Below are 21,055 nucleotides of genomic sequence, written 5' to 3'. Positions count from 1 at the left end.
TACCTCCTTCATTCTGCCATCTCACACCCAACGTCTTACGATTAGTCTGATTTGGCCGTCCTGATCCCGCTGCTGCTCGACAACATTAAATCCCTGGCGATTAACCTGTTCCATCACTGTCCCCAGGGCGTACTGCTGCTGAACTTTGGTAGTAAACTGCTGCTCACTCACACCCTGCACCCCAAACCAGTCAGCCACAAAGCTATATGTCCCGTCAGCACCTAGTGTAAAACCAATATCATATCCCTGCCGCATGCGCACAGCAATATCAACTGGCGTTTCCTGGCCGCGGTACCCTCTGATTGACACTTTTTCCTCAATCTCATAGCCTAACTCTTTAAGACAGGTCAGCAATAATTCTTTATTGGCAATCTTAGTGGCTACCTGAGTAAAATGCGACATTGTTATTCCCTCCTCTACATAAGCTTGGCTGCCGGTGCGTTGTTAACAAGTATCTGCTTGCTGCCAACCTCGTAAGCCGTTACTACCAGCTGCCCGGCTCCATCAATGCTGATACTGGCTTGAATAGCCGCCTGACCAGAGCTGGCCGGAGCACCTGTCGTTATAATGAGCGGACTATCTTCATTAATACAATGACTGCCGCCCTGCTCCAGGCGGTAAATAAACAATGCATACTCCTGCTGTCCTTCATAACCGGCCCTAATAGTCAGCTCAGCAACAGGGCCATCACTAGGATAAAAAGTTCCGCTCACCGTCAACAGCCGGTATTGATAGTGGTCCTGATCTAAATAGCGCAGCCCATAGTTGTGCCTGATATAACCACAGGCATCAAAGCCTGCAGTTAACGCTGCAGCGCCACAGGCGGCGGCATCAAGTAAACGTTTATCATAAATAGGAATTCCTACAAAGAAATCATGTATACCTTGCTTGAACGGCAGCTGTTGACCACCGTCCCCGGTCACAATGACCCCGGCCAAATCATCCCCGGCATATCCCAGCCTGGCCGCCTGGCGGAGTGTCTGCTGCAGTATCGTTTCTAACTGATTGGCGCACTCATTATCACTCGCTTGCCCAACCGTTGGCCCCATTAGCCACTCGCGGACATGACTTAAAACCCGTAGCTGCCGCTCATCGCAGCCTAAACTATGACCTGCTTGAACAACAGCTGCTTCTACAATACCAGCATCTAGATCCAGTACAAGATATCGGTCCTCCGGCTTTATTCGCATACCTGCCCCCCAGGCAGCTGCCCAAGGGTGCTCTACCAGCTCCATCCGGGTAAAACCAGCCTGCCTGACAGCACCTGCCAGCCAGCTGCGATACCGCTGCCAGACAGCCTCATCCATACAGGCTGCCACCGGCACAGTAAAGGTAATGACAGCTTCACTACCTAAGCCAAGAGCTTGACCGGCCCGGCTGATGACCGCAGCTATATAGTCTCTGGCTATCTCTTGACCAGAGAGCCGCCGGCCGCCGGCCGCACTGTACACCCGTTTACCGGTAATAATATCTAGCTTTAGATTACTAAATATCTTCCGGTCATCTGTCAGGCCGCTCAAATTCTCGGCAACCTCCTGCCCGATCAAATATTCCTCAGCCGCTCCCCCATACAGGATCAGAGCGGGAGCTGCATATACAGCCTTGCCATTACGGTCAGTGCTTGTGCGTATCGGCCGCATAACCCCAGGCACATAGAGCGTCTCAGCCTGCCGGGACACTTGCCGCCAATAGGCAGCTACCGTATATGCATTGCCAAAATCAATTACCAACCGTCCAGCCACCCGATCCCCTCCCTATGACTAGAGCATAATGTCATACCGGAATTTCCCGGCCAACAGAGTATGTAAAAACGTCACCGCCTGCCCGACCGCCGGCACAAGATCCGGCACTGCCATTAGCTCTTGGGCCTGTCGCCAATCTGCATGAGTAGCACGGGCCAGCGGCTTTATCATGCGTATTTGTTTAATGGCAATAATCCCGTCTTCTGGTTTGCTTACTGCCGCTGTCGAGCCATCATAGCTGACTGCCAGCAGCCTGCCCGACTCTGGCATACTCCATAATAATTGGCCGCACTCAGGCTGCCATACCCTTAACATGCCGTCCGCGCCCGTACTTACGGCTATTCTGCCATCTCCGCTCAGCTTCAAGGACTCCACTGCGCCGATGTGGGCCGCCCAAGACCGGTTGCCGCATTTACTGCCTGTTAGCGCATATACCCTGATCTTTCCGTCCCGCCCACCACCAACTGCCACCCGCAGCTGGGCATTGACAGCAGCTGCACCAAAAACACTGCCCGGATACTGCCCCTGATTGACCATATACGCACCATCCCAGCCCCAAACCCTGGCAGCTGCCGCGCCACCGGCACAAGCAGCTGCCAGTAGTTGACCACTGTAGTCAGCCTCCAGCGCAGTTACCATCCCTGGCTGACCGTTTACACTGTTAACCCATTTTACCTCAGGCAGCCGCCAAGTATGTGCTTTTCCTTCCCGTCCAGCAGTTGCCAAATAGCGCCCGTCAGGCGTAAAGGCGATTGCCGTAATGGCATCAGCATGAATATCTACCGTTCGCCATACATGACGGCTGCCGATCTGCCATAATCTCAGCCGGCCATCCCGACCTCCGCCCGCCACAATCCGCCCATTAGGATGAAATGCCGCACACTCAATAACGGTATCTGTCAGCGCGAACTCCAGTAAAGCCATTTCCCTACCGTCAGGAACAAAAGCCTCTCGTCCATTTTGAGGACATACAGCCAGGGTTTTCTCCCACCCCGGGCGTTCCCATGCCCGCGGTTGCCAGCCTGCACTTTGCAGCATTAGCGTAATCTCGGCTGCCCAGTTTACCGGCGCGCGAAAGGCAAGGCGATATAACTCAGGCCATCGCTGCTGACTAACCAGCAGCTCAAGCATGGTCTCCCAATCTTTCGTAGTAATTTCCTCATATTCGTCATGACCACTGTTCTCTAAGAGCAGTCCGGCTAGCAGCAGGCTTTGACCATCTTTGCGAACAACCTCCAGAAAACGCTGCCTCTCAGCAGATCCAGCTTCCTTGTAGCCTTTAGCCAAGAGCGGCCGTGCTTCCTGCCAGTCAAGTGCATAATACTTATCCCATTGTCCGGTCGCTGCGTAGAAAAAGGCAGCCCGGCTGTCATTAGATGGAGCGTAGCGTGCAATAACAGCCCATGATTTCAATCGTTCATTATCAGCCTCAGCCAATACGATTTCACATACAGCGTCAATGGCTTGCCTGTCAGTTAACGTTAAGAGCAACCGTCTGGCACGTCCGGCAATAATCCGGTCAGAATCATCAACAGCGATTAGCAACTCAGGCACAAGTTCCGGCCCATCGTCTAACATAACCCTGTCTGCACCTGTTTTCAATACAGTTGACAACCTGATGCCCAGTGGCTGTGAAGCCAGATACCCAGCTTCAAGTAATATTTCTTCCAGCTCAGGACACCGGCTCTTAGCCCACTCACTGCAAAAAGCATCTATAGCACCGCTATCAGTTAAAGAACTAAGCGCCGTCCTGGCACAGGCGGCTGCGCCCACGTCAGCAGCAAGTGTTTCGATGAGCGGCCCAATACCCTCAGGCCCCATTCCGGCGGGGATATGCGGCTTACCGGCACTAAGCGCTGACAGCACTTTTTCCCGCACTTCCCGGTCAGCTTCCGCTTGAGCCGCTTGGTCACTGGCGCTATCTTGGTCAGGCGAAGCATCACTCGCCCCAGACCGACTTTTATTCATGATACCCCAGACAATGTCGCGGATATTTTGGCGCTCGCCTGCAGCCAACTGTTCTTTAACGACAGCCTCGACCAACTCTTTGAGTTCTGCCATATAGTCACTAGGATAAATCCAAGCTAGCTGCCGTAAAAAATCTTTGTCATCATCACGAAGCGCCATTATTTCACCACCTTATACATCGTCTTTCGTTTGTCCTGTTAGAAAGTATAACTTTCCGTCTGGATAAGGCAGCATCGACTTCCGCTGTCGCCAACGGCTCGGCGCAAGCCGTGCTTTCTTTATTCCTTCCCCTGTTAATACTCCAGTTCTTTGGCATTTACCCGTTTGCGGAACGTCCAATAGACCCATCCCTGATACACCAGTACTACCGGCACTAAGGCCAAGGCAGCAATGGTCATGATCGTCAGAGTATAGTGCGAAGAAGATGAGTTGACGATAGTCAAACTCCAGGCTGGGTTAAGACTTGAAACCATGAGACGGGGGAACAGCCCCCAGAAGAAGGCGATTGTCGTCAGAGCCACAGTCAAACTGCTTAAAATAAAACCTAGTCCATAGCGTTTGACATATACCGCGCCATAAGCACCGACAAACATGACCACTGCACCCCACAGACTAATACCTGCGCCCATACTAGTAAACAAATCAGTGTTGGTATAGGTCATACCGACAAGCGTCAGGCAAAAAACCGCTGCTAAAACCCCAGTCTTTACCGCCGCATTCCTGGCCCGTTCCACCATATCACCCTCAGTCTTGAGTGTCAGATATAGTGCGCCATGAAAAGTAAATACCAGGAAGAAGGCAATACCACCTACCAATGTATATGGACTTAGCAAATCAAAGAAAGTGCCGACATACTGCATCTTGGCATTAATAGGTACACCCTGAATCAGATTGGTCACTGCCACGCCCCAAAGCAGAGCCGGTATGGCACTGCCAAAAAATATCATAAAATCACCGGTCGATCGCCATGCCGGGTTTTCGTCTTTACTTCTGAATTCAAAAGCGACTCCCCGCCCAATCAGTGCAATCAACATCAGGAACAGCGCCAGATAGAAACCACTGAACAAGGTGGCATATACATGCGGGAAAGCGGCAAACATAGCGCCTCCGGCGGTAATCATCCACACCTCATTCCCGTCCCATACCGGACCGACCGTATTAATAATGACCCGGCGTTCAGTATCATTTTTCCCTAAAAACGGAAGCAGGATCCCCACACCGTAATCAAACCCCTCCAGAAAGAAAAACCCGATAAAGAGAACCGTGAGCAGAATAAACCACAGTACACTTAGGTCCATAACGTCGCCCCCTTTGCTGCTGGTTTATTAGTGTTAACCGGTGTGGAAACAGGCCCTTGCCGGACAAATTTCTGCACAAGATACACAGCAGCTGCTGCCAGCAAGGCATATACCAGGGTAAAGCCAATCAATGAAATCCAGATACTGATTGCGCCAACTGACGGCGACACAGCCTGATCTACCTTTTGCAATCCGAATACAATCCACGGCTGACGTCCGCCCTCGGTAACATACCAACCTGTTGAGTTGGCAATATACGGCAGCGGCAGGCTCCACAGTACAGCCTTCAGCACACAAGTCTTGGCTTCCAGTTGGCCGCGCCACCAGAAGAAGCCAGCTGCCAGCACCACAAGCATCATGACACTGCCTGCCGCCACCATGATTCTAAAGCTCCAAAACACTGGTGTTACTGGCGGCACATAGTTACCTGGGCCGTATTTAGCGATATACTCTTTTTCAATATCTTTAATACCTTTTACAGCAGTGTTTGGATCATTATTGGCCAGCAATGACAGCATGGCAGGGATTTTTAGTTCAACTGTATTGGTCTTATTCTGCTCATCAATAACTGCAGCTATGGCAAAGGGGGCTGGATTAGCCGTCTCCCATAGTGCTTCAGCAGCAGCCAGCTTCATCGGCTGGGCTTTGGCCATAAATTGGGTCTGTGCATGACCGCTGCCCATAAGGAGAAATAAGCTGACTGTCGTCCAGACAAGCCCAAGCTTAAATGAGGCCCGGAAAAAATCCAAATGGGTTTTACGGAGAAGATGATAGGCGCTGATCGCGAGAACAAAGAAACCAGCCGTCACCAGACCTGATAATACAGTATGCGGAAATTGGTAGAACACATAAGGATTAGTAATGAGTGCGACAAAATCAGTCATTTCAGCCCGGCCATTATTAATAACATAGCCAACCGGCGACTGCATAAAGGAGTTGGCTGTCAAGATCCAGAAAGCCGACAGATTGGTAGCCAATGCTACAATCCAGATACTGACAGCATGCAGCATTTTAGGAATACGTTCCCAGCCAAATATCCAGAGGCCGATGAATACCGATTCAAGGTAAAAAGCGGTAAGTGCCTCCATGGCCAGCGGCGCACCAAAAATGTCCCCCATAAAACGAGCATACTCTGACCAGTTCATGCCAAAATGAAACTCCTGAACAATACCTGTGACCACACCCATAGCAAAGTTGATAAGAAATAGTTTACCCCAAAATTTGGTTTGCTGTTTGTACATTTCGTTACCAGTGCGGACATAGATAGTTTCCAGAATAGCGACAATAAGCGACAGACCCAGTGTCAACGGCACAAACAAGAAATGATAGATGGTCGTGATCCCGAACTGCCAACGGGACAAAAGTAATTCTTCCATGCTCCTACCTCCTACTTAAATTTATTTTGCTTTAGCAGCTAGAGCTGCAAAAGTAACAGTGGATAAATCAGCAATCAGCCGGTCCTGAACTGCAGCCAGCGCTTGATGCACCGGACATTCCTGACCACAATCGCGATTGCACACCTTACGATCGTTCAGACAGCGCTGAATGCCGAGCGGGCCCTCCATGGCACTAATGACATCATACAGCGTAATTTCGTTAGCAGGCTTTGCCAATGTAAAACCACCCACAACGCCACGATACGATTTGACCAAGCTGGCAGCCACAAGCTTACGCATAATTTTCTGAAGAAACCGGGATGGAATGTTCTGTCTTTCGGCAATACTTACACCGTTTGCCACCTCGCCTGACGGCAGACTGGCCAGATATAACACCACCCGAAATGCATAATCAGTGGCCTGGTTTAGCTGCACAGCATCACCACCTTTTACTTGTCATAATAAATATATACTGAACTGGTATAGTATTAATTTTATTGTACTGCTCTTGCCTAAATTTTGTCAATAGTTCTTAGTTAGAAAATTGTATTAATAAAAAATAATTCGCAATACCGTATCATTACCTGTGCGATTTAATTGGGCTGCATCTAGAATAAAAATACTGCTAAAATCTGTTCATTGAAGCTATTCCAGGCTTCTGCTAAACTGAATAGTACTGATGTCCAATTACGGAATCTGCGCCATCATCTTGGACGCTGGACTTTTATCTTCTAGGGAGGAGCATTATGGTCAAGACTAACTCGAATCGCCGGCTTGATGGTGTGGCGCTTATCGTTTTCTTAATCTTTGCAGCGCTAGTAAGCAGGTTAGTAATATTGCAGCTAGTGCAAGGAGAAGTTTTTGCACTCCAAGCGGACAATAACCGCATACGACTTATGCCAATTACTGCTCCTCGCGGTGCTTTCTATGATCGCAACGGCACTTTGCTTGTTTCTAGCCGCCCCGGCTTCACCGTATCTTTAGTCCCCATTTCCGGGCCAATAGCTGATGAGGTTATTGTCAGGTTAGCCGATATTCTAGCTATGAAGCCTGAGGATATTAAGAAGAAAATAACACAGCAGGACAATCCGCTTGCGCCTATACAGATTAAGCATGACGTGGGTCCTGAGATTATTACCAGGATTGAAGAACGCCGGAACCAGCTTGAGGGTGTTGTCATTGAGGTTCAGGCTGTGCGTAATTACATCAATAACGAAATGGGTGCCCATCTATTTGGCTATGTTGGCGAAATCAGTGAGGATGAGCTAAAGAAAAAGAAGACCGAAGGCTATAAGACCGGCGATATTGTCGGTAAGTTCGGCCTTGAAAAAGTATATGACAAAGAACTTCGCGGTATAAACGGCGGCAGTCAAATAGAAGTCAATGTAAGCGGCAAACCGGTACAAATGCTGGGCAAAAAAGAACCGGTATTAGGCCATGGTTTGATACTAACCATTGACGCTAAGATTCAAAAAGCAGCTGAAAAAGCTATTGATGACCGGCTTCTGTATCTGCAAAAGCAGTTAGGCAACCCTAACGCCAAGGCAGCCGCCGCTGTGGCCATTAATCCGCAGACTGGCGAAATTCTTGCAATGGTAAGCCGTCCGACCTTTAATCCCAATTTGTTCAATGGCGGTATATCATCCAAAGACTGGAGCGCAATTAATGATAATCCCTTTAATCCGATGCAGAACCGGGTTATTGACGCCGAATACCCACCTGGATCAGCCTTCAAGATCGTTACAGGCACAGCAGCACTTGAAATGGGCAAGGTAACGCCTGAAGAAAAAATCTTTGACAGCGGCCAGCACTGGCTGGTACCTAAGGGCAACGCCCACGGTGCGGCGCTGGGCTGGATTGACTTTCAAGTGGCTATGGTGAAATCAGACAATGTCTTCTTCTATGAATTAGGCAATCGCCTAGGCATCGATAACTTGGAGAAATGGGCTAGGGCGTTCGGTCTGGGAGCGCCTACAGGCATTAACCTTATCGGCGAAAGCGAAGGCCTTGTTGCCAATCGCAAGTACAAAGAAAAAGTATATGACGAAGAATGGTATCTGTCTGAAACCTTTGATGCTGCCATCGGTCAGGGATTTCAGCTTACAACACCTCTACAGATGGCCTCAGTTATCTCCCAGATAGCAAATGGCGGCCACCGCTACCGCCCCTACCTGGTAAGTAAAATTGTTTCGCCTGAAGGGCAAACTGTTAAATCCTTCGTACCTGAAGAGTTAGGTACCCTACCTATATCACAAAAAAACCTCAAGACTATCCGCGATTCCTTACGCGCGGTTGTCGCGCCAGGAGGTACTGCCGCATACATTTTTGAAGGATTTCCTATTCCCATTGCTGGTAAAACAAGTACTGCCGAAAACCCGCATGGCGATGACCATGGCTGGTTTGTCGCTTATGGGCCATTTGACAACCCTACGATTGCCGTTGCCGTCATGGTTGAGCAAGGCGGCTATGGGTCAGACTCAGCTGCGCCAATTGCCCGCAAAATCATGGAAGCAGCTTTTAATTTACCGGCTTCTAAAGATATGGCTGATATCTTTGCCGAAAAAGAAGCTGCCAAAATAGGCTCAACTCCAGCTAAACCTAAACAATAGCTAAAAAACCAAGAAGGGATACTGAAGCAGCAGCTGCTTTGAGTATCCCTTCTTGGTTTATTGTCTTTCCTGCCAGCTCAATCAATATCTTATTGGCTTATTCCTTAACAGCAGATAAAGCCAGTTTCATTCCTAGTTCCTTACAAAGACTTAGCCCTTCTTCATTGGGAACTTCTTGAACAATCAATCCGTCAGCAACAAGTACAGCTCCAAGGCCCTTCATTCTCTCCACCCAATCTGTCATCCACTGTCCCTCGCCCCAGCCATAAGAACCAAACAATGCAAGCGGCTTTCCAGTTAATTCAGCAGCCTGTAATGTTTTCACAAATGGCTCCATCTCAGTCTCTTCCAAAACCTCATCACCCATAGATGGGCATCCCAGGGCTACAGCATCGGCTTCAAGCACATTACTCTTTGACGCGTTGCTTACAGCAATTAATTCAACACTAACCCCATCATTATTTTTAGCGCCGTCCGCTACAGCTGTCGCCATTTGTTCGGTATTCCCAGTACCACTCCAATAAATAACAACTATCTTCTTCATACTTACGCCTCCCGTAATTGAAATAGATTCTCAATTGATTGTCAAAAAAAATATCAGCCAAGCTTTAGATCAGCTGCTCACCTCCGCTATTGTATACTTATTAATGAAATTGATAATCGTTATCATTAATAATAGCGCGAAAGCACGATTTAGTCAATATCTCCCAGTATATTAATTGGTCTTTTTATTCTCTCCCTTGCTTCATTGACTCTTCGACGCCAGGTAATCGCTTATTTACAGTTCAACGCAGATGAGATAGTATTATAAAAATCAGAGAGTCTTTTTTTACAGATGAGCCCTGGGCAGGTCTCTTGCCCTATTTTCGTGACAATTAAACTAGAGGAGTACGCCTTATGAAACGTTTAGTACCCCAGACATTACGCAATAAGATGATTTTGTTTACTTTAATTATCGTGAGTATTCCGATACTCTTAACCGGATATATAATCAAATTAGAAACACAAGAAGCATTACTAGTAGAAAAACAGGCTAAATTATTTGGCATCGCTTTATTATTAGATAATAACCTTGGCGAAGGTTACAATGAAATATTGATATCAAGAAGTGCTGACAATGCAGATCGTGCGACGCAGATAAAAGCATTAAATGAGGTATTGAAGAATTACACTGATACCTTGACCAGCGCTTATCCCGGGGTTGGCGCCGGGTACTATAGTATGGAACTTGATGCAATTATTACGTATGGCCCAAGTGATAAATATGCCGATAAGGTTGGCATTACCATAGGACCCACACATCCTGGCCGTAAGGTTATGAATACAGGCGAACGGCTGGTTGAATTTGCGCCAATGGTCAGGGGCGATATTATGAACGCCATGATTCCTATTATACGTCATGGCGAGGTTATTGGGTATATCTGGGCAAACGAGCTGACCGATGACATCCATGCGCAAATGGCATCCATGGACTACAACATCTACCTGGCTGTAAGTATCGGCATTATCGTTAGTTTACTATTGTTTTTCTGGATGACCAAGGGTTTTATCCATGACGTCGAGACCATAAAAAACGGCCTGGAGCAGCTGAGATTTGACCTAGATCACCGGCTTATTCCCATGGAGGGGGAAATGGGACAGATTAGTGATGCCATCAATCATATGACGCGTTCCTTGCTCAACGCCCAGACGTTAAACCAAAATATTATGCACAGTATTGCCGATGGTGTCATTACTGTCGATATTAATGGCAATATAACCAGTGCCAATAAGTCTGCCGAAACCTTAACAGGCTATACTTGCTCAGAAATTGTAGATAAGCCTTATAAAGAGATCTTCTGTGAAGGCAAGCATTTTAATAGTTTGCTGTTAGATACCCTAGCAACAGGAACAAATTATATCGGCATCGAGATGGAATATCCTGTGAAAAATAAAGATATTTACATCAGCATCAGTACCAGCCGTCTAAAAGACAGTACCGATAAGATTATTGGCGCAGTTGTCGTATTCAAAGATTTAACAGAGCAGCATCGCCTCCAGGCGCAGATACTGAGAGCCGAGCGCTTAGCCTCCTTAGGAGAATTAATGGCTGGTGTTGCCCATGAAATACGCAACCCGCTCACTGCCATAAAAGGATTTGTACAATATTTGCAAGACACAGACACCGAAGAAGAACGACAAGAATATATGCCTGTGATCATTAAAGAAGTGGATCGGGTAAACCGCGTTATTGAGACCCTCTTATATTTTTCCCGGCCCTGTAAAACCAATTATAAACTGGTGGATATCAACGGCTTAATCAAGGAGACGCTAGTATTGGTTAAAAACACAGGTACCAAACATAAAGTGGAGTTTAGGCTGCAGTTTGGTGAAACAATCCCTCAAATCGAGGGAGATGCCGAGCAGCTCAAACAGGTTTTACTCAACCTGTTAATTAATGCTGTGCAAGCCATCACAGGCCAGGGAATAGTTGAAATTGCAACATGGCAGGGGCCTAGTAGTTTTGTGCATGTAAGTATCACCGATACCGGCAATGGCATTACGCCAGCCGATTTAAGCAAGGTCTTTGATCCCTTTTTTACTACCAAAGTGACTGGAACCGGATTGGGTCTAGCAGTGGTGCAGCGAATCATTAATGCCCACTATGGACGGGTTGATATCCAAAGCGAGATCGGTAACGGCACTGCGGTTACCTTACAATTTCCTGTTTTACATCATGGAGGCGAAGCTGATGAATAGCAACTATACGGTTATGGTTGTTGATGATGAAGACAGTGTGCGCAGATTACTGTCAGCTGTTTTAAAACGAGAAGGCTATCAAGTGGTGTGTGCTGAGAGCGGCGAAGAGGCTTTGAGCAAATTCAAGACGGTTCAGCCTGACCTAATTATTATGGATATACGCATGCCTAACATTGACGGTATAACAGCATTTAAAGAAATGCGGAAAATAAGGCAGAATGTTACTGTTATTCTGATGACAGCCTATGCTGCGGTAGAAACGGCAGTAGAAGCCATCAAACTAGGTGCCTTTGATTATGTTATTAAACCTTTTGATATTGAAGAAGTCAAATTATTAACTAATCGCGCCATTCAATTACAAAAAATGACTGAAAAAATCTATGTTTTAAACCAGCAGTTAATCGCTAGCTACCGGTTAGACAAAATTATAACCAACAGTCCAAAAATGCAGGAGTTATGCCAAGATATAGCTAAAATCGCTCAGAGTAATGCCAGTGTGCTAATTACCGGCGAAAGCGGTACAGGCAAAGAGCTGATTGCTAATACCATACATTATAATAGTAAACGGAATAGTGGTCCCTTTATAAAAATCAACTGCGGGGCATTGCCGGAAAGTCTTCTGGACAGTGAGCTGTTTGGCCATGAGAAGGGCGCGTTTACCGGTGCTGTTATGCGCCGCCCAGGACGGTTTGAGCAAGCCGACCACGGAACATTATTCTTGGATGAAATCGGCGAGATCTCACCAAATTTGCAGGTCAAGCTCTTAAGGGTACTACAAGAACGGGAATTTGAGCGGGTAGGCGGCAATAAAACTATTAAAACCGACATTAGGGTGCTGGCAGCAACAAACCGCAACTTAGCAGAAATGGTCAAGCAAGGTACCTTCCGGCAGGATTTGTACTATCGTTTAAATGTTGTGTGCCTGTCAGCACCACCCCTCCGGGAACGCCGGGAAGACATCGAGCTATTGGCTGGCTATTTTTTGCAGAAATTCACAGCAGAAAACGAGAAAGATATTATGGGGTTTGATCCAGATGCTTTGAAACTGTTAGAAAACTACAATTGGCCGGGCAATGTGCGGGAGTTGGCTAACATAGTCGAACGCTCTGTTATTATGAGTACCGGCAGCAGGATTTTCCCGGAAGATTTACCTGATAATCTCAAGTACAGTAATGACAGTGACCTAGTGAGCTCGTTTGGGTTTGAAAAACCTGAAGGAAAAACCCTAAAAGAGATGATCAAGAAAGTCGAGTGTATGTTCATCAAAGAAGCGCTGCAGCGTAATCAGGGTAATAAGGCAAAAACGGCCAAAGAGCTGGGTATGAGCAGGCGCTCTGTTTTATACAAAATTCAAGAATATGAGATTGAGTAAGTACGAAAAAAAGTGCGCACTGCGCAAGAAAATGCGCACTGTCGTCAATAAATTAGTTCATTATTTTTAAAGTTGTCTGGAAAAGGCAATCGTTAAGCTAGTATTTACAACTATTCAAAAGCCCTTTCGATTTTTCGATAGGGCTTTTTTCTTTTTTGGCACGGATTTTGCAATGATACAGTATAGTTTAAGATTCTTGTCGTTCCAGGTCGAATCTTAGAAGCAATCAGGCAGGTTGCACTAAATCAATTTCAATTTATCAGGAGGTTGAATATGACAAACAAACAAGCAAGCATTCAGCAAGTTACTGAATACCTGAAAGACGGAATGACGATCATGGTGGGCGGTTTTTTGGCGGTCGGCACACCGGAAGGCCTAATTAAGGCACTCATTGATCAAAAAGTTCAAAACCTTACACTAATTGCCAATGATACTGGGTTTCCTGACAAGGGTGTCGGCCCTCTTGTTGTCAATCGCCAAATAAAAAAAGTAATTGCTTCTCATATCGGCACAAATCCTGAAACCGGCAAACAGATGATTGCAGCGGAAATGGCTGTTGAATTAGTGCCGCAAGGCACTTTAGCAGAAAGAGTTCGCTGCGGTGGTGCCGGCTTGGGCGGTGTCCTTACACCAACCGGAGTAGGTACTGTTGTAGAAGAGGGAAAACAAAAGCTGTGCGTTGATGGTGTTGACTATCTTTTAGAAAAGCCATTGCGGGCTGATATTGCTTTGATTAAAGCGAAAAAAGCAGATAAAGCAGGCAATCTTGTCTATGATAAATCAGCGCGTAATTTCAATCCGTTAATGGCCATGGCTGCCGATTTGGTCATCGTTGAAGTAGATGAGCTAGTTGAAGTGGGAGAAATAAACCCAGATGACGTAATGACGCCGGGCGTAGTAGTAAACAAGATTGTTTATTTGGGGGGTTGCTAGTATGAACGCGAAAGAAATGATCGCGAGACGGGTCGCTTTGGAACTGGAAAACGGTAATGTTGTAAATCTGGGCATTGGTTTGCCAACAATGGTGGCCAACTACCTACCTGAAGGTGTTGATGTAACGCTGCAGTCAGAGAATGGTTTCGTCGGATTAGGTTCTTTAACCGGAGATGCAGACGCTAATTTGACCAATGCCGGTGGTCAACCTTGCGGCATTATTCCTGGTGCTGCCATGTTTGACAGTGCTATGTCGTTCATGCTCATCCGCGGCGGCCATGTAGATGTAACCGTGTTAGGTGGCCTGGAAGTAGACGAAGCAGGCAATTTGGCAAACTGGATGGTTCCCGGGAAAATGGTCCCCGGTATGGGCGGTGCCATGGATTTAGTAACAGGGGCCAAAAAAGTTATTATTGCCATGGAGCATTGTGCAAAGGACGGCTCGGCAAAAATCCTGAAAAAGTGCCGACTCCCGTTAACCGGCAAAGGTGTAGTCGATCTAATTATCACTGAACTTGGTGTATTTCGCGTAACCAAGGAAGGCCTTGTTCTGGAAGAAATCGCCCCTAGAATTGATGTTGAGTCTGTTACAGCCCGTACTGAGGCCAACTTTATTATCAGCCCAGATCTTAAACTGATGCAAAATATTTTATAGGAGGAGATCTACATAATGGTAGGAGCTATTTCACGTTTTTTTACCAATATTGTAAATAAATATTTGCCTGACCCGTTAGTATTCGCTATCTTGCTTACAATCCTTACCTTTGCTATGGGCATCACCATGACACCCAATTCTCCCCTGGATATGGTCAATATGTGGGGCAAGGGTTTTTGGAATCTGCTGGCTTTTGCCATGCAAATGGCCCTTGTCCTTGTTACAGGACATGCGTTAGCCAGCTCAGGTCCGGTAAAAAGAGCTATGACCAGTCTGGCTTCTGTGGCCAAAACGCCGGCTCAAGGCGTTATGCTGGTCGGCTTTGCTTCAGCTGTAGCCTGCGTAATTAACTGGGGCTTTGGCCTGGTTGTCGGAGCCATGTTTGCACGCGAAGTGGCCCGCCGGATTCCCAAATCCGATTACCGGTTGTTAATTGCCACTGCGTATATGGGTTTTTTAAGCTGGCATGGCGGCTTATCGGCTTCTGTTCCTTTGGTGGCAGCAACGGCTGGCAATCCAATGGAAAAAATGGTCGGACTTATCCCTATCTCCCAAACAATCTTTACTCCCTATAACATTTTTATCACTGTGGGATTAATCATTGCAGTACCGCTCATGGCTCGGATGATGCTGCCGAAAGAAGATGAAATCGTTGCCATAGACCCGGCACTGTTAAAAGAAGAAGCTTCTGTTGCTAAAGTATTAGGACCTGATGCAACCTGGGCAGAAAAGCTTGAAGAAAGCCGGATATTGGCTTGGGTGGTTGGCCTATTCTGTGTTGTTTATCTGGGTGCGTATTTTTCCCAAAAAGGATTCGACGTTAACATTAATACCGTAAATCTGATGTTCCTGGCAGCTGGTATTCTGCTGCACAAAACTCCGATGGCTTACGCCCGGGCCATAAGTGCAGCCGCCAAAGGAACAGCCGGAATACTGATTCAATTCCCTTTCTATGCAGGTATTCAAATCATGATGGAGCATTCCGGCCTTGGCGGCATTATTACCAATTGGTTTGTTAATGTTGCTACCGCTGAAACTTTCCCCGTAATGGCGTTTTTTAGCTCAGCTCTGATCAATTTTGCCGTACCTTCCGGCGGCGGACACTGGGTTGTGCAAGGTCCCTTCGTTATGCCCGCCGCCCAGGCATTGGGTGCAGACTTGGGTAAAGCCGCCATGGCCATCGCATATGGCGAAGCTTGGATGAATATGGCGCAACCCTTCTGGGCGCTGCCTGCCTTAGCCATTGCCGGACTGGGTGTACGTGACATTATGGGATATTGTGTTACCGCACTGATATTCTCAGGGATAATCTTTGTCGTTGGCCTACATTTCTTCTAATCCGAGAATCAAATTTATCTAAATTAATATACAATGGAGGTAAGTACACATGAGAGAAGTAGTTATTGCTAGTGCCGCACGCACCGCAATTGGTAGTTTTAACGGTTCATTGGCACCGTTTTCGGCAGTGGAGTTGGGAGCACATGCTATCAGCGAGGCTGTTTCCCGTGCTGGTATTGCAAAAGATACTATTGATGAAGTTATATTTGGTAATGTATTGCAGGCTGGCCTGGGACAAAACCCAGCTCGCCAAGCAGCTATTAAAGCTGGACTTTCTGTCGAAACACCATCCTATACGATCAATAAAGTCTGTGGTTCAGGGTTAAAAACAGTTAACTTGGCTGCTCAGGCCATTCTCGCCGGAGACGCTGATATTATTGTTGCCGGTGGGATGGAAAGCATGACAAATGCGCCCTACCTGCTTGATGCTAAAGCCCGTTGGGGTTACCGCATGGGGAACTCCAAAATCACCGACATCATGATTCAAGATGGCCTTTGGTGTGCATTTAATGACTATCATATGGGCATTACTGCCGAAAACGTTGCCGAAAAATACGGCATTAGCCGCCAGGAGCAAGACCAAGTGGCAGTTGAATCGCAGAGCAAAGCCGTTAAAGCCATTGCTGACGGTGTGTTTAAAAAAGAAATTGCCCCTCTTGTCATTAAGACGAAAAAAGGCGAAGTCGTAGTTGACACTGACGAATATCCACGGGCAGGAACTACCATCGAATCTTTGGGCAAATTAAAACCTGCCTTCAAAAAGGATGGTACTGTTACTGCCGGCAACGCTTCCGGGATTAATGACGGCGGTGCCGCACTTGTGATCATGTCTGGCGACAAAGCCAGGGAGCTGGGTATTACACCATTGGCGAGAATCCGTGCCTATGCTTCCGGCGGCGTTGATCCAAGTATCATGGGAGTCGGACCAGTCCCTGCAGCCCGAAAGGCATTGGCCAAGACTGGGTTAACAATAAATGATATTGATCTTATTGAAGCCAATGAGGCCTTTGCGGCCCAATTCCTTGCCGTTGGCAAAGAATTAGGTTTCGCTCAGGAAAAAGTAAATATTTACGGCGGTGCTATAGCGCTGGGTCATCCAATCGGTGCCAGCGGCGCACGTATTCTAGTCACTCTGTTGCATGCTATGGAACGCAACAACAAAAAATTAGGATTGGCCACACTCTGCATTGGCGGCGGCCAAGGCGTTGCAACCATTGTGGAAAGAATTTAGATTACTATTTGAGTAGAGCATTATAAACAACCAGTATGAAAAAAAGCAAGGCCTATCTGCCAGATAGGCCTTGCTTCTTTCATACTGGTTGTAGCCCTAAACATTAGAACCGGATTTATAGCTTTTTAACAAATTCAGATTTTAATTTCATAGCTCCAAAACCATCAATCTGGCAATCAATATTATGATCGCCATCAACCAGCCGTATATTTTTTACTTTTGTACCTACTTTTAAGGCTGATGAACTTCCTTTTACTTTAAGATCTTTGATTATTGTTACAGAATCGCCATCGTTTAAGACATTTCCATTTGCATCTTTAATAATCTTTTTATCTTCACTATTTTCGGTCTCTAATCCTAACGCCCACTCATGAGCACATTCGGGGCAAACTAAAAGACTTCCATCTTCGTAAGTGTATTCCGAATTACATTTTGGGCAACTTGGCAAATCAGCCATAATTTCATTCTCTCCATTCGTTATTGTTAATTTTAATATACTATCATAGTTTTCGCATATTGACAAACCTTCCATTTACATCCTGGAACGACTTGAATCCCGACAATGGTGATGCTTTTTTAATAGCACTGATAACAGCCTGCTCCATGACTCGCGCTGCTAATAATCCCACCACGTTGACATCTGCTGCCACATGGCCTGCCGACAAAGCAAAAATGGTATCACCATCAAGCATGGTGTGAGCAGGCCGCATGGTTCGGGCATAGCCATTATGGGCCATAGACGCTACTTTGTTCGCTTGTGCCTTAGTCAGCGCTGCGTTAGTAATGATTGCGCCAATTGTTGTATTGCTTGCGAAGGCGTTGGTTGCCTTATCATACTGCTTGATCATTCCTTCCTCAGTAGACAAAAAAGCAAATGGATCGTCCTGGTAGGCTCCTGCTAAAACAGCTCCGCTGCCGGGGTCGATAACGTCTCCAAAACAGTTTACTGCCACGACTGCCCCCAACATGAGATTACCTACTTGTACACAGTATGAGCCTAGTCCGCCTTTCATGGCATGCTGGCTTCCAAAAAACTTTCCTACCGTTGCACCAGTTCCTGCACCAACAGACCCCTCGGAAAACTCCTGACGTTGTGCGGCGATACAGGCCTGATAACCCATTGCTTTATCAGGCCGCACGCGGTGATCCCCACATGCAAGATCGAATAGTACCGCACCGCATACAATTGGCACCTTCGTTACGCCAACGTCAAAGCCTACGCCTTTTTCCTCCAGGAACTGCATGATACCTGCTGCCGCATCAAGGCCAAACGCACTGCCGCCTGCCAACATAACGGCATGGACTTTGTCCACATAGTTCTCTGATTTCAAAAGATCGGTTTCACGAGTTCCCGGTGCCCCGCCCCGCACATCAACGCCAGTAACGGCACCTTGTTCACATAGAATAACGGTACATCCGGTCACGGCATCTAAGTCATGGGCATTGCCGATTTGGATACCTGGAATATCGGTAATTTTCTTGATTTCCATTATACTATCTCCTCCTAAGCTGCTGACTGATGACCACTTGGATGTCCTCCAGTTTAAATGCAAAAATAATCTTTCTCGTTAAAGAGCAATTCCCATATTTATAATATCTTCCAAGATTTTGATTGTCTGTTTTTCAGATGGTTTATATTCAACAAGAGATAAGCCCAAGATATTACATTCTTTAATCAATAATTCTAACAGACTGAAAAGCGTTTCAATTTTTAATCCACCCGGAGCAGGAACTGGTACAAAGGGAAACTCTTTGGGATCAAGTACATCTAAGTCAATGTGGACATAAATATTCTCCGATCCTTTTAATTTAATAGTGTCTAACACGCTATTTACATTTGATTCAATGTCATCTACTTTTAACAATTTAATATTCTCTGCTTCTATATATTTTATTTCGGCATCATCAAGATCTCTAGTCCCCAGTAATAAAATTTGTGAAGGCAACAGCGTAAAAAATACTTGATTTAAAATTCCTATATCTCCTTCTCCAAGAAGCGTTCTAAGTGGCATTCCGTGAAAAGCTTTACTCTTAGAGGATTCCGGGGTATTGAGGTCTCCATGTGCGTCAAGCCACAGAATTGTGATATCTCCCTTTGTTTTGCTATTCAAATAAGAGACGGGAGCAATAGCAACATCACAGCCACCACCAATAGTAAAAATAGTTGTGGGTTTTTCTTGCATGATCAAATTTTTACATTGCGCCAACTGTACCATAATCGACTTATAACCGATAATATTATTTTCAAGGCTACAAGCATCTTCTAAGCTTACTTCAACGTCGATAATTGTTTTTTGGCATAAATATTGTTTTTTGATTTCAATGGCACCCTCATATGTAGATTGATCTTGTCCACCACCTTGCCATTGGGGGAAAAAAATATTCAGGTGTTTTTTCATAATCATGCTTCCTTTTGTCTAAAATACAAAACTTACTCCAAGTATTCCAAGAAAAAGCACAAACTCCTGCCAAGTCCACATACGGAATCTGGCAGGAGTGTATTTTGTTTTTCGCTGTTACACCGTTCGCCACATCGAGCAAAATAGTACTGAAAGTAATCCTATAAAATCTATTCGAAGGTGAATCTTACCGGTTTAAACAGAGCCAGAAGAATCAATCAGGTATGCGATTCAGGGTGGTCAACAATTTCGTTATCGAAGTGGTCAACTTTTTGATTGCCAAATACAACTGGCGACGCCCCTGCTAATCCGGGACACAGACAGCGTTTTGCCGAAAAGCCTTGATCGTTTGAACTGCTACGATAAAGATAATGAGAGTAGTCACGGTTATGAATAGTGCCGCCAGCCAGCCGAACAAGGCTAATCCTGTAAACTTGAAGGCTAGGGTCGTGGCAATAGTCACTGCACACATGGGGAAAGTGTAAGCCCACCAGGATACAGAGAAATTCAGCCCTATGAAATTCCGCACTATTGAAAAAAGCAGCAGGGTAAAGAAGATCGCAACATATAGTAGGACGCGAGCCAATCCGTCCATCTCTCCTGTCAACCTCATATAGGATACAAAGCCGACTGCCGGAGGCGCAACTAGAATAAACAGCGTTGGTATTAGCTTAGGCGGGAGTTGGGAATGGAAGATGATACGATAAAATATTATGTTGAATAGCACCAGCCAGAAAAACAGGCCAACGCTAAAAAAGAACCATGACAATTCCTTGTGAGCGAACTCTACTCCGGTGGACGGCACCAGGATATTGCCGACCACGGGAATAAACCACGCCGGGTTAGAGTGAGTAATCTCATAGCTACGGTTAATCCAGCGGGACATAAAGACGATGGTAAAGGCAAAGTGCATACCTGTGCCCGTTATCCATAAGTACCTCGCCACTTCACGGGATATTTCCAACGTGCCGATACTCAATAGTAGCAGGCTGATAGATATTGTTGGGAAGAAACTAGCTTTGATCGGATGATTGAATTCATTCACTGCATTCGTAGTATGTTTCACTAGTTTTGTAAAATATGTGACACTAACGGCGGCGAATACCACATAAGCCACTGTCAGCAATGCCAGACCAATACCAAGCTCCAACCCAAAGACCTGCTCAAATCGCTGATATGCGATAGATAATCCACACAGGCCCATGACGCTGGCAAACAGCCCGATAGGAAAATGAGGCAGACCTTTTTCCAAATAAATCACTCCTTATTTTTTAGCTAGCACGCAATCTGAATCTTATATTGTTCTATCAATACCCTAAGCGCATTCAAAACACCTGAGGAACCACGCAACTGGCATTGAATTCCAAAGCAAATTGATATCGTAAGCATTTATCT

The 21,055-nt window shown here is 46.2% G+C and carries 18 protein-coding genes; 7 read left to right on the top strand and 11 right to left on the bottom strand.

Features of this window, described 5'->3' with window-relative positions; all coding sequences use genetic code 11:
* Positions 1-21: 21 nt before the first annotated feature.
* The 6 genes from B9A22_RS10075 to B9A22_RS10050 form a co-directional block, all read right to left on the bottom strand.
* Positions 22-402, bottom strand: a complete 381-nt coding sequence (locus tag B9A22_RS10075; RefSeq protein WP_084575607.1) for a DUF1257 domain-containing protein — start codon at positions 400-402, stop codon at positions 22-24.
* A gap of 14 nt (positions 403-416) precedes the next feature.
* Positions 417-1,742 (bottom strand): Hsp70 family protein, encoded by a 1,326-nt coding sequence (locus tag B9A22_RS10070; RefSeq protein WP_084575606.1) that lies wholly within the window; start codon positions 1,740-1,742, stop codon positions 417-419.
* Between the two features lie 18 nt (positions 1,743-1,760).
* Positions 1,761-3,869: a WD40 repeat domain-containing protein gene (locus B9A22_RS10065; protein WP_084575605.1), complete on the bottom strand. Its 2,109-nt coding sequence runs from the start codon at positions 3,867-3,869 to the stop codon at positions 1,761-1,763.
* A gap of 134 nt (positions 3,870-4,003) precedes the next feature.
* The gene (cydB, locus tag B9A22_RS10060; RefSeq protein WP_084575604.1) at positions 4,004-5,008 is read right to left on the bottom strand and encodes a cytochrome d ubiquinol oxidase subunit II; all 1,005 of its coding nucleotides are present in this window, start codon (positions 5,006-5,008) and stop codon (positions 4,004-4,006) included.
* Entirely contained in the window at positions 4,999-6,384 is a 1,386-nt protein-coding gene (locus tag B9A22_RS10055) for a cytochrome ubiquinol oxidase subunit I (protein WP_084575603.1), read from the bottom strand. The genes cydB and B9A22_RS10055 overlap by 10 nt, the downstream gene beginning before the upstream one ends.
* Before the next feature lie 21 nt (positions 6,385-6,405).
* Positions 6,406-6,819, bottom strand: coding sequence for an RrF2 family transcriptional regulator (locus B9A22_RS10050; protein ID WP_084575602.1), 414 nt, complete (start codon positions 6,817-6,819; stop codon positions 6,406-6,408).
* A 311-nt stretch (positions 6,820-7,130) separates the two neighbouring features.
* On the opposite strand from B9A22_RS10050, the gene mrdA reads away from it, so the two are divergent.
* Positions 7,131-8,993: a penicillin-binding protein 2 gene (gene mrdA, locus B9A22_RS10045; protein ID WP_084575601.1), complete on the top strand. Its 1,863-nt coding sequence runs from the start codon at positions 7,131-7,133 to the stop codon at positions 8,991-8,993.
* Positions 8,994-9,090: 97 nt separating this feature from the next.
* Here mrdA and B9A22_RS10040 read toward each other — a convergent pair whose 3' ends face one another.
* Positions 9,091-9,537, bottom strand: a complete 447-nt coding sequence (locus B9A22_RS10040; RefSeq protein ID WP_084575600.1) for a flavodoxin — start codon at positions 9,535-9,537, stop codon at positions 9,091-9,093.
* A gap of 353 nt (positions 9,538-9,890) precedes the next feature.
* On the opposite strand from B9A22_RS10040, the gene atoS reads away from it, so the two are divergent.
* From atoS to B9A22_RS10010, 6 genes are all read left to right on the top strand, one after another.
* The gene (gene atoS / locus B9A22_RS10035; protein WP_084575599.1) at positions 9,891-11,732 is read left to right on the top strand and encodes a two-component system sensor histidine kinase AtoS; all 1,842 of its coding nucleotides are present in this window, start codon (positions 9,891-9,893) and stop codon (positions 11,730-11,732) included.
* Positions 11,725-13,104 (top strand): sigma 54-interacting transcriptional regulator, encoded by a 1,380-nt coding sequence (locus B9A22_RS10030; protein WP_084575598.1) that lies wholly within the window; start codon positions 11,725-11,727, stop codon positions 13,102-13,104. The genes atoS and B9A22_RS10030 overlap by 8 nt, the downstream gene beginning before the upstream one ends.
* Positions 13,105-13,377: 273 nt before the next feature.
* Positions 13,378-14,037 (top strand): acetate CoA-transferase subunit alpha, encoded by a 660-nt coding sequence (atoD, locus tag B9A22_RS10025; RefSeq protein WP_084575597.1) that lies wholly within the window; start codon positions 13,378-13,380, stop codon positions 14,035-14,037.
* A gap of 1 nt (position 14,038) precedes the next feature.
* A complete protein-coding gene (locus tag B9A22_RS10020; protein ID WP_084575596.1) occupies positions 14,039-14,692 on the top strand; it encodes a 3-oxoacid CoA-transferase subunit B in 654 nt (217 codons plus the stop codon).
* A gap of 15 nt (positions 14,693-14,707) precedes the next feature.
* Positions 14,708-16,030 carry a TIGR00366 family protein gene (locus B9A22_RS10015; RefSeq protein ID WP_084575595.1) on the top strand — a complete coding sequence of 441 codons (1,323 nt, stop codon included), beginning with the start codon at positions 14,708-14,710 and terminating at the stop codon, positions 16,028-16,030.
* 49 nt (positions 16,031-16,079) lie between these two features.
* On the top strand, positions 16,080-17,261 hold the full coding sequence (locus tag B9A22_RS10010) for an acetyl-CoA C-acetyltransferase (RefSeq protein ID WP_084575594.1): 1,182 nt from the start codon (positions 16,080-16,082) through the stop codon (positions 17,259-17,261).
* 115 nt (positions 17,262-17,376) lie between these two features.
* On the opposite strand, the gene B9A22_RS10005 is transcribed toward B9A22_RS10010, so the two are convergent.
* The 4 genes from B9A22_RS10005 to B9A22_RS09990 form a co-directional block, all read right to left on the bottom strand.
* A complete protein-coding gene (locus tag B9A22_RS10005) occupies positions 17,377-17,718 on the bottom strand; it encodes a zinc ribbon domain-containing protein YjdM (RefSeq protein WP_084575593.1) in 342 nt (113 codons plus the stop codon).
* A 43-nt stretch (positions 17,719-17,761) separates the two neighbouring features.
* Positions 17,762-18,751 carry a P1 family peptidase gene (locus B9A22_RS10000; protein ID WP_084575592.1) on the bottom strand — a complete coding sequence of 330 codons (990 nt, stop codon included), beginning with the start codon at positions 18,749-18,751 and terminating at the stop codon, positions 17,762-17,764.
* A 78-nt stretch (positions 18,752-18,829) separates the two neighbouring features.
* Positions 18,830-19,660, bottom strand: coding sequence for an arginase family protein (locus tag B9A22_RS09995; RefSeq protein WP_245823931.1), 831 nt, complete (start codon positions 19,658-19,660; stop codon positions 18,830-18,832).
* Positions 19,661-19,964: 304 nt separating this feature from the next.
* Positions 19,965-20,912 carry an SLAC1 anion channel family protein gene (locus tag B9A22_RS09990; RefSeq protein ID WP_084575590.1) on the bottom strand — a complete coding sequence of 316 codons (948 nt, stop codon included), beginning with the start codon at positions 20,910-20,912 and terminating at the stop codon, positions 19,965-19,967.
* Between the last annotated feature and the right edge of the window lie 143 nt (positions 20,913-21,055).

Source organism: Sporomusa malonica (assembly GCF_900176355.1).
GTDB lineage: Bacteria > Bacillota > Negativicutes > Sporomusales > Sporomusaceae > Sporomusa > Sporomusa malonica.
The sequence above is the reverse complement of the archived record's forward strand: the minus strand, read 5'-3'. Positions and strand labels throughout refer to the sequence as shown.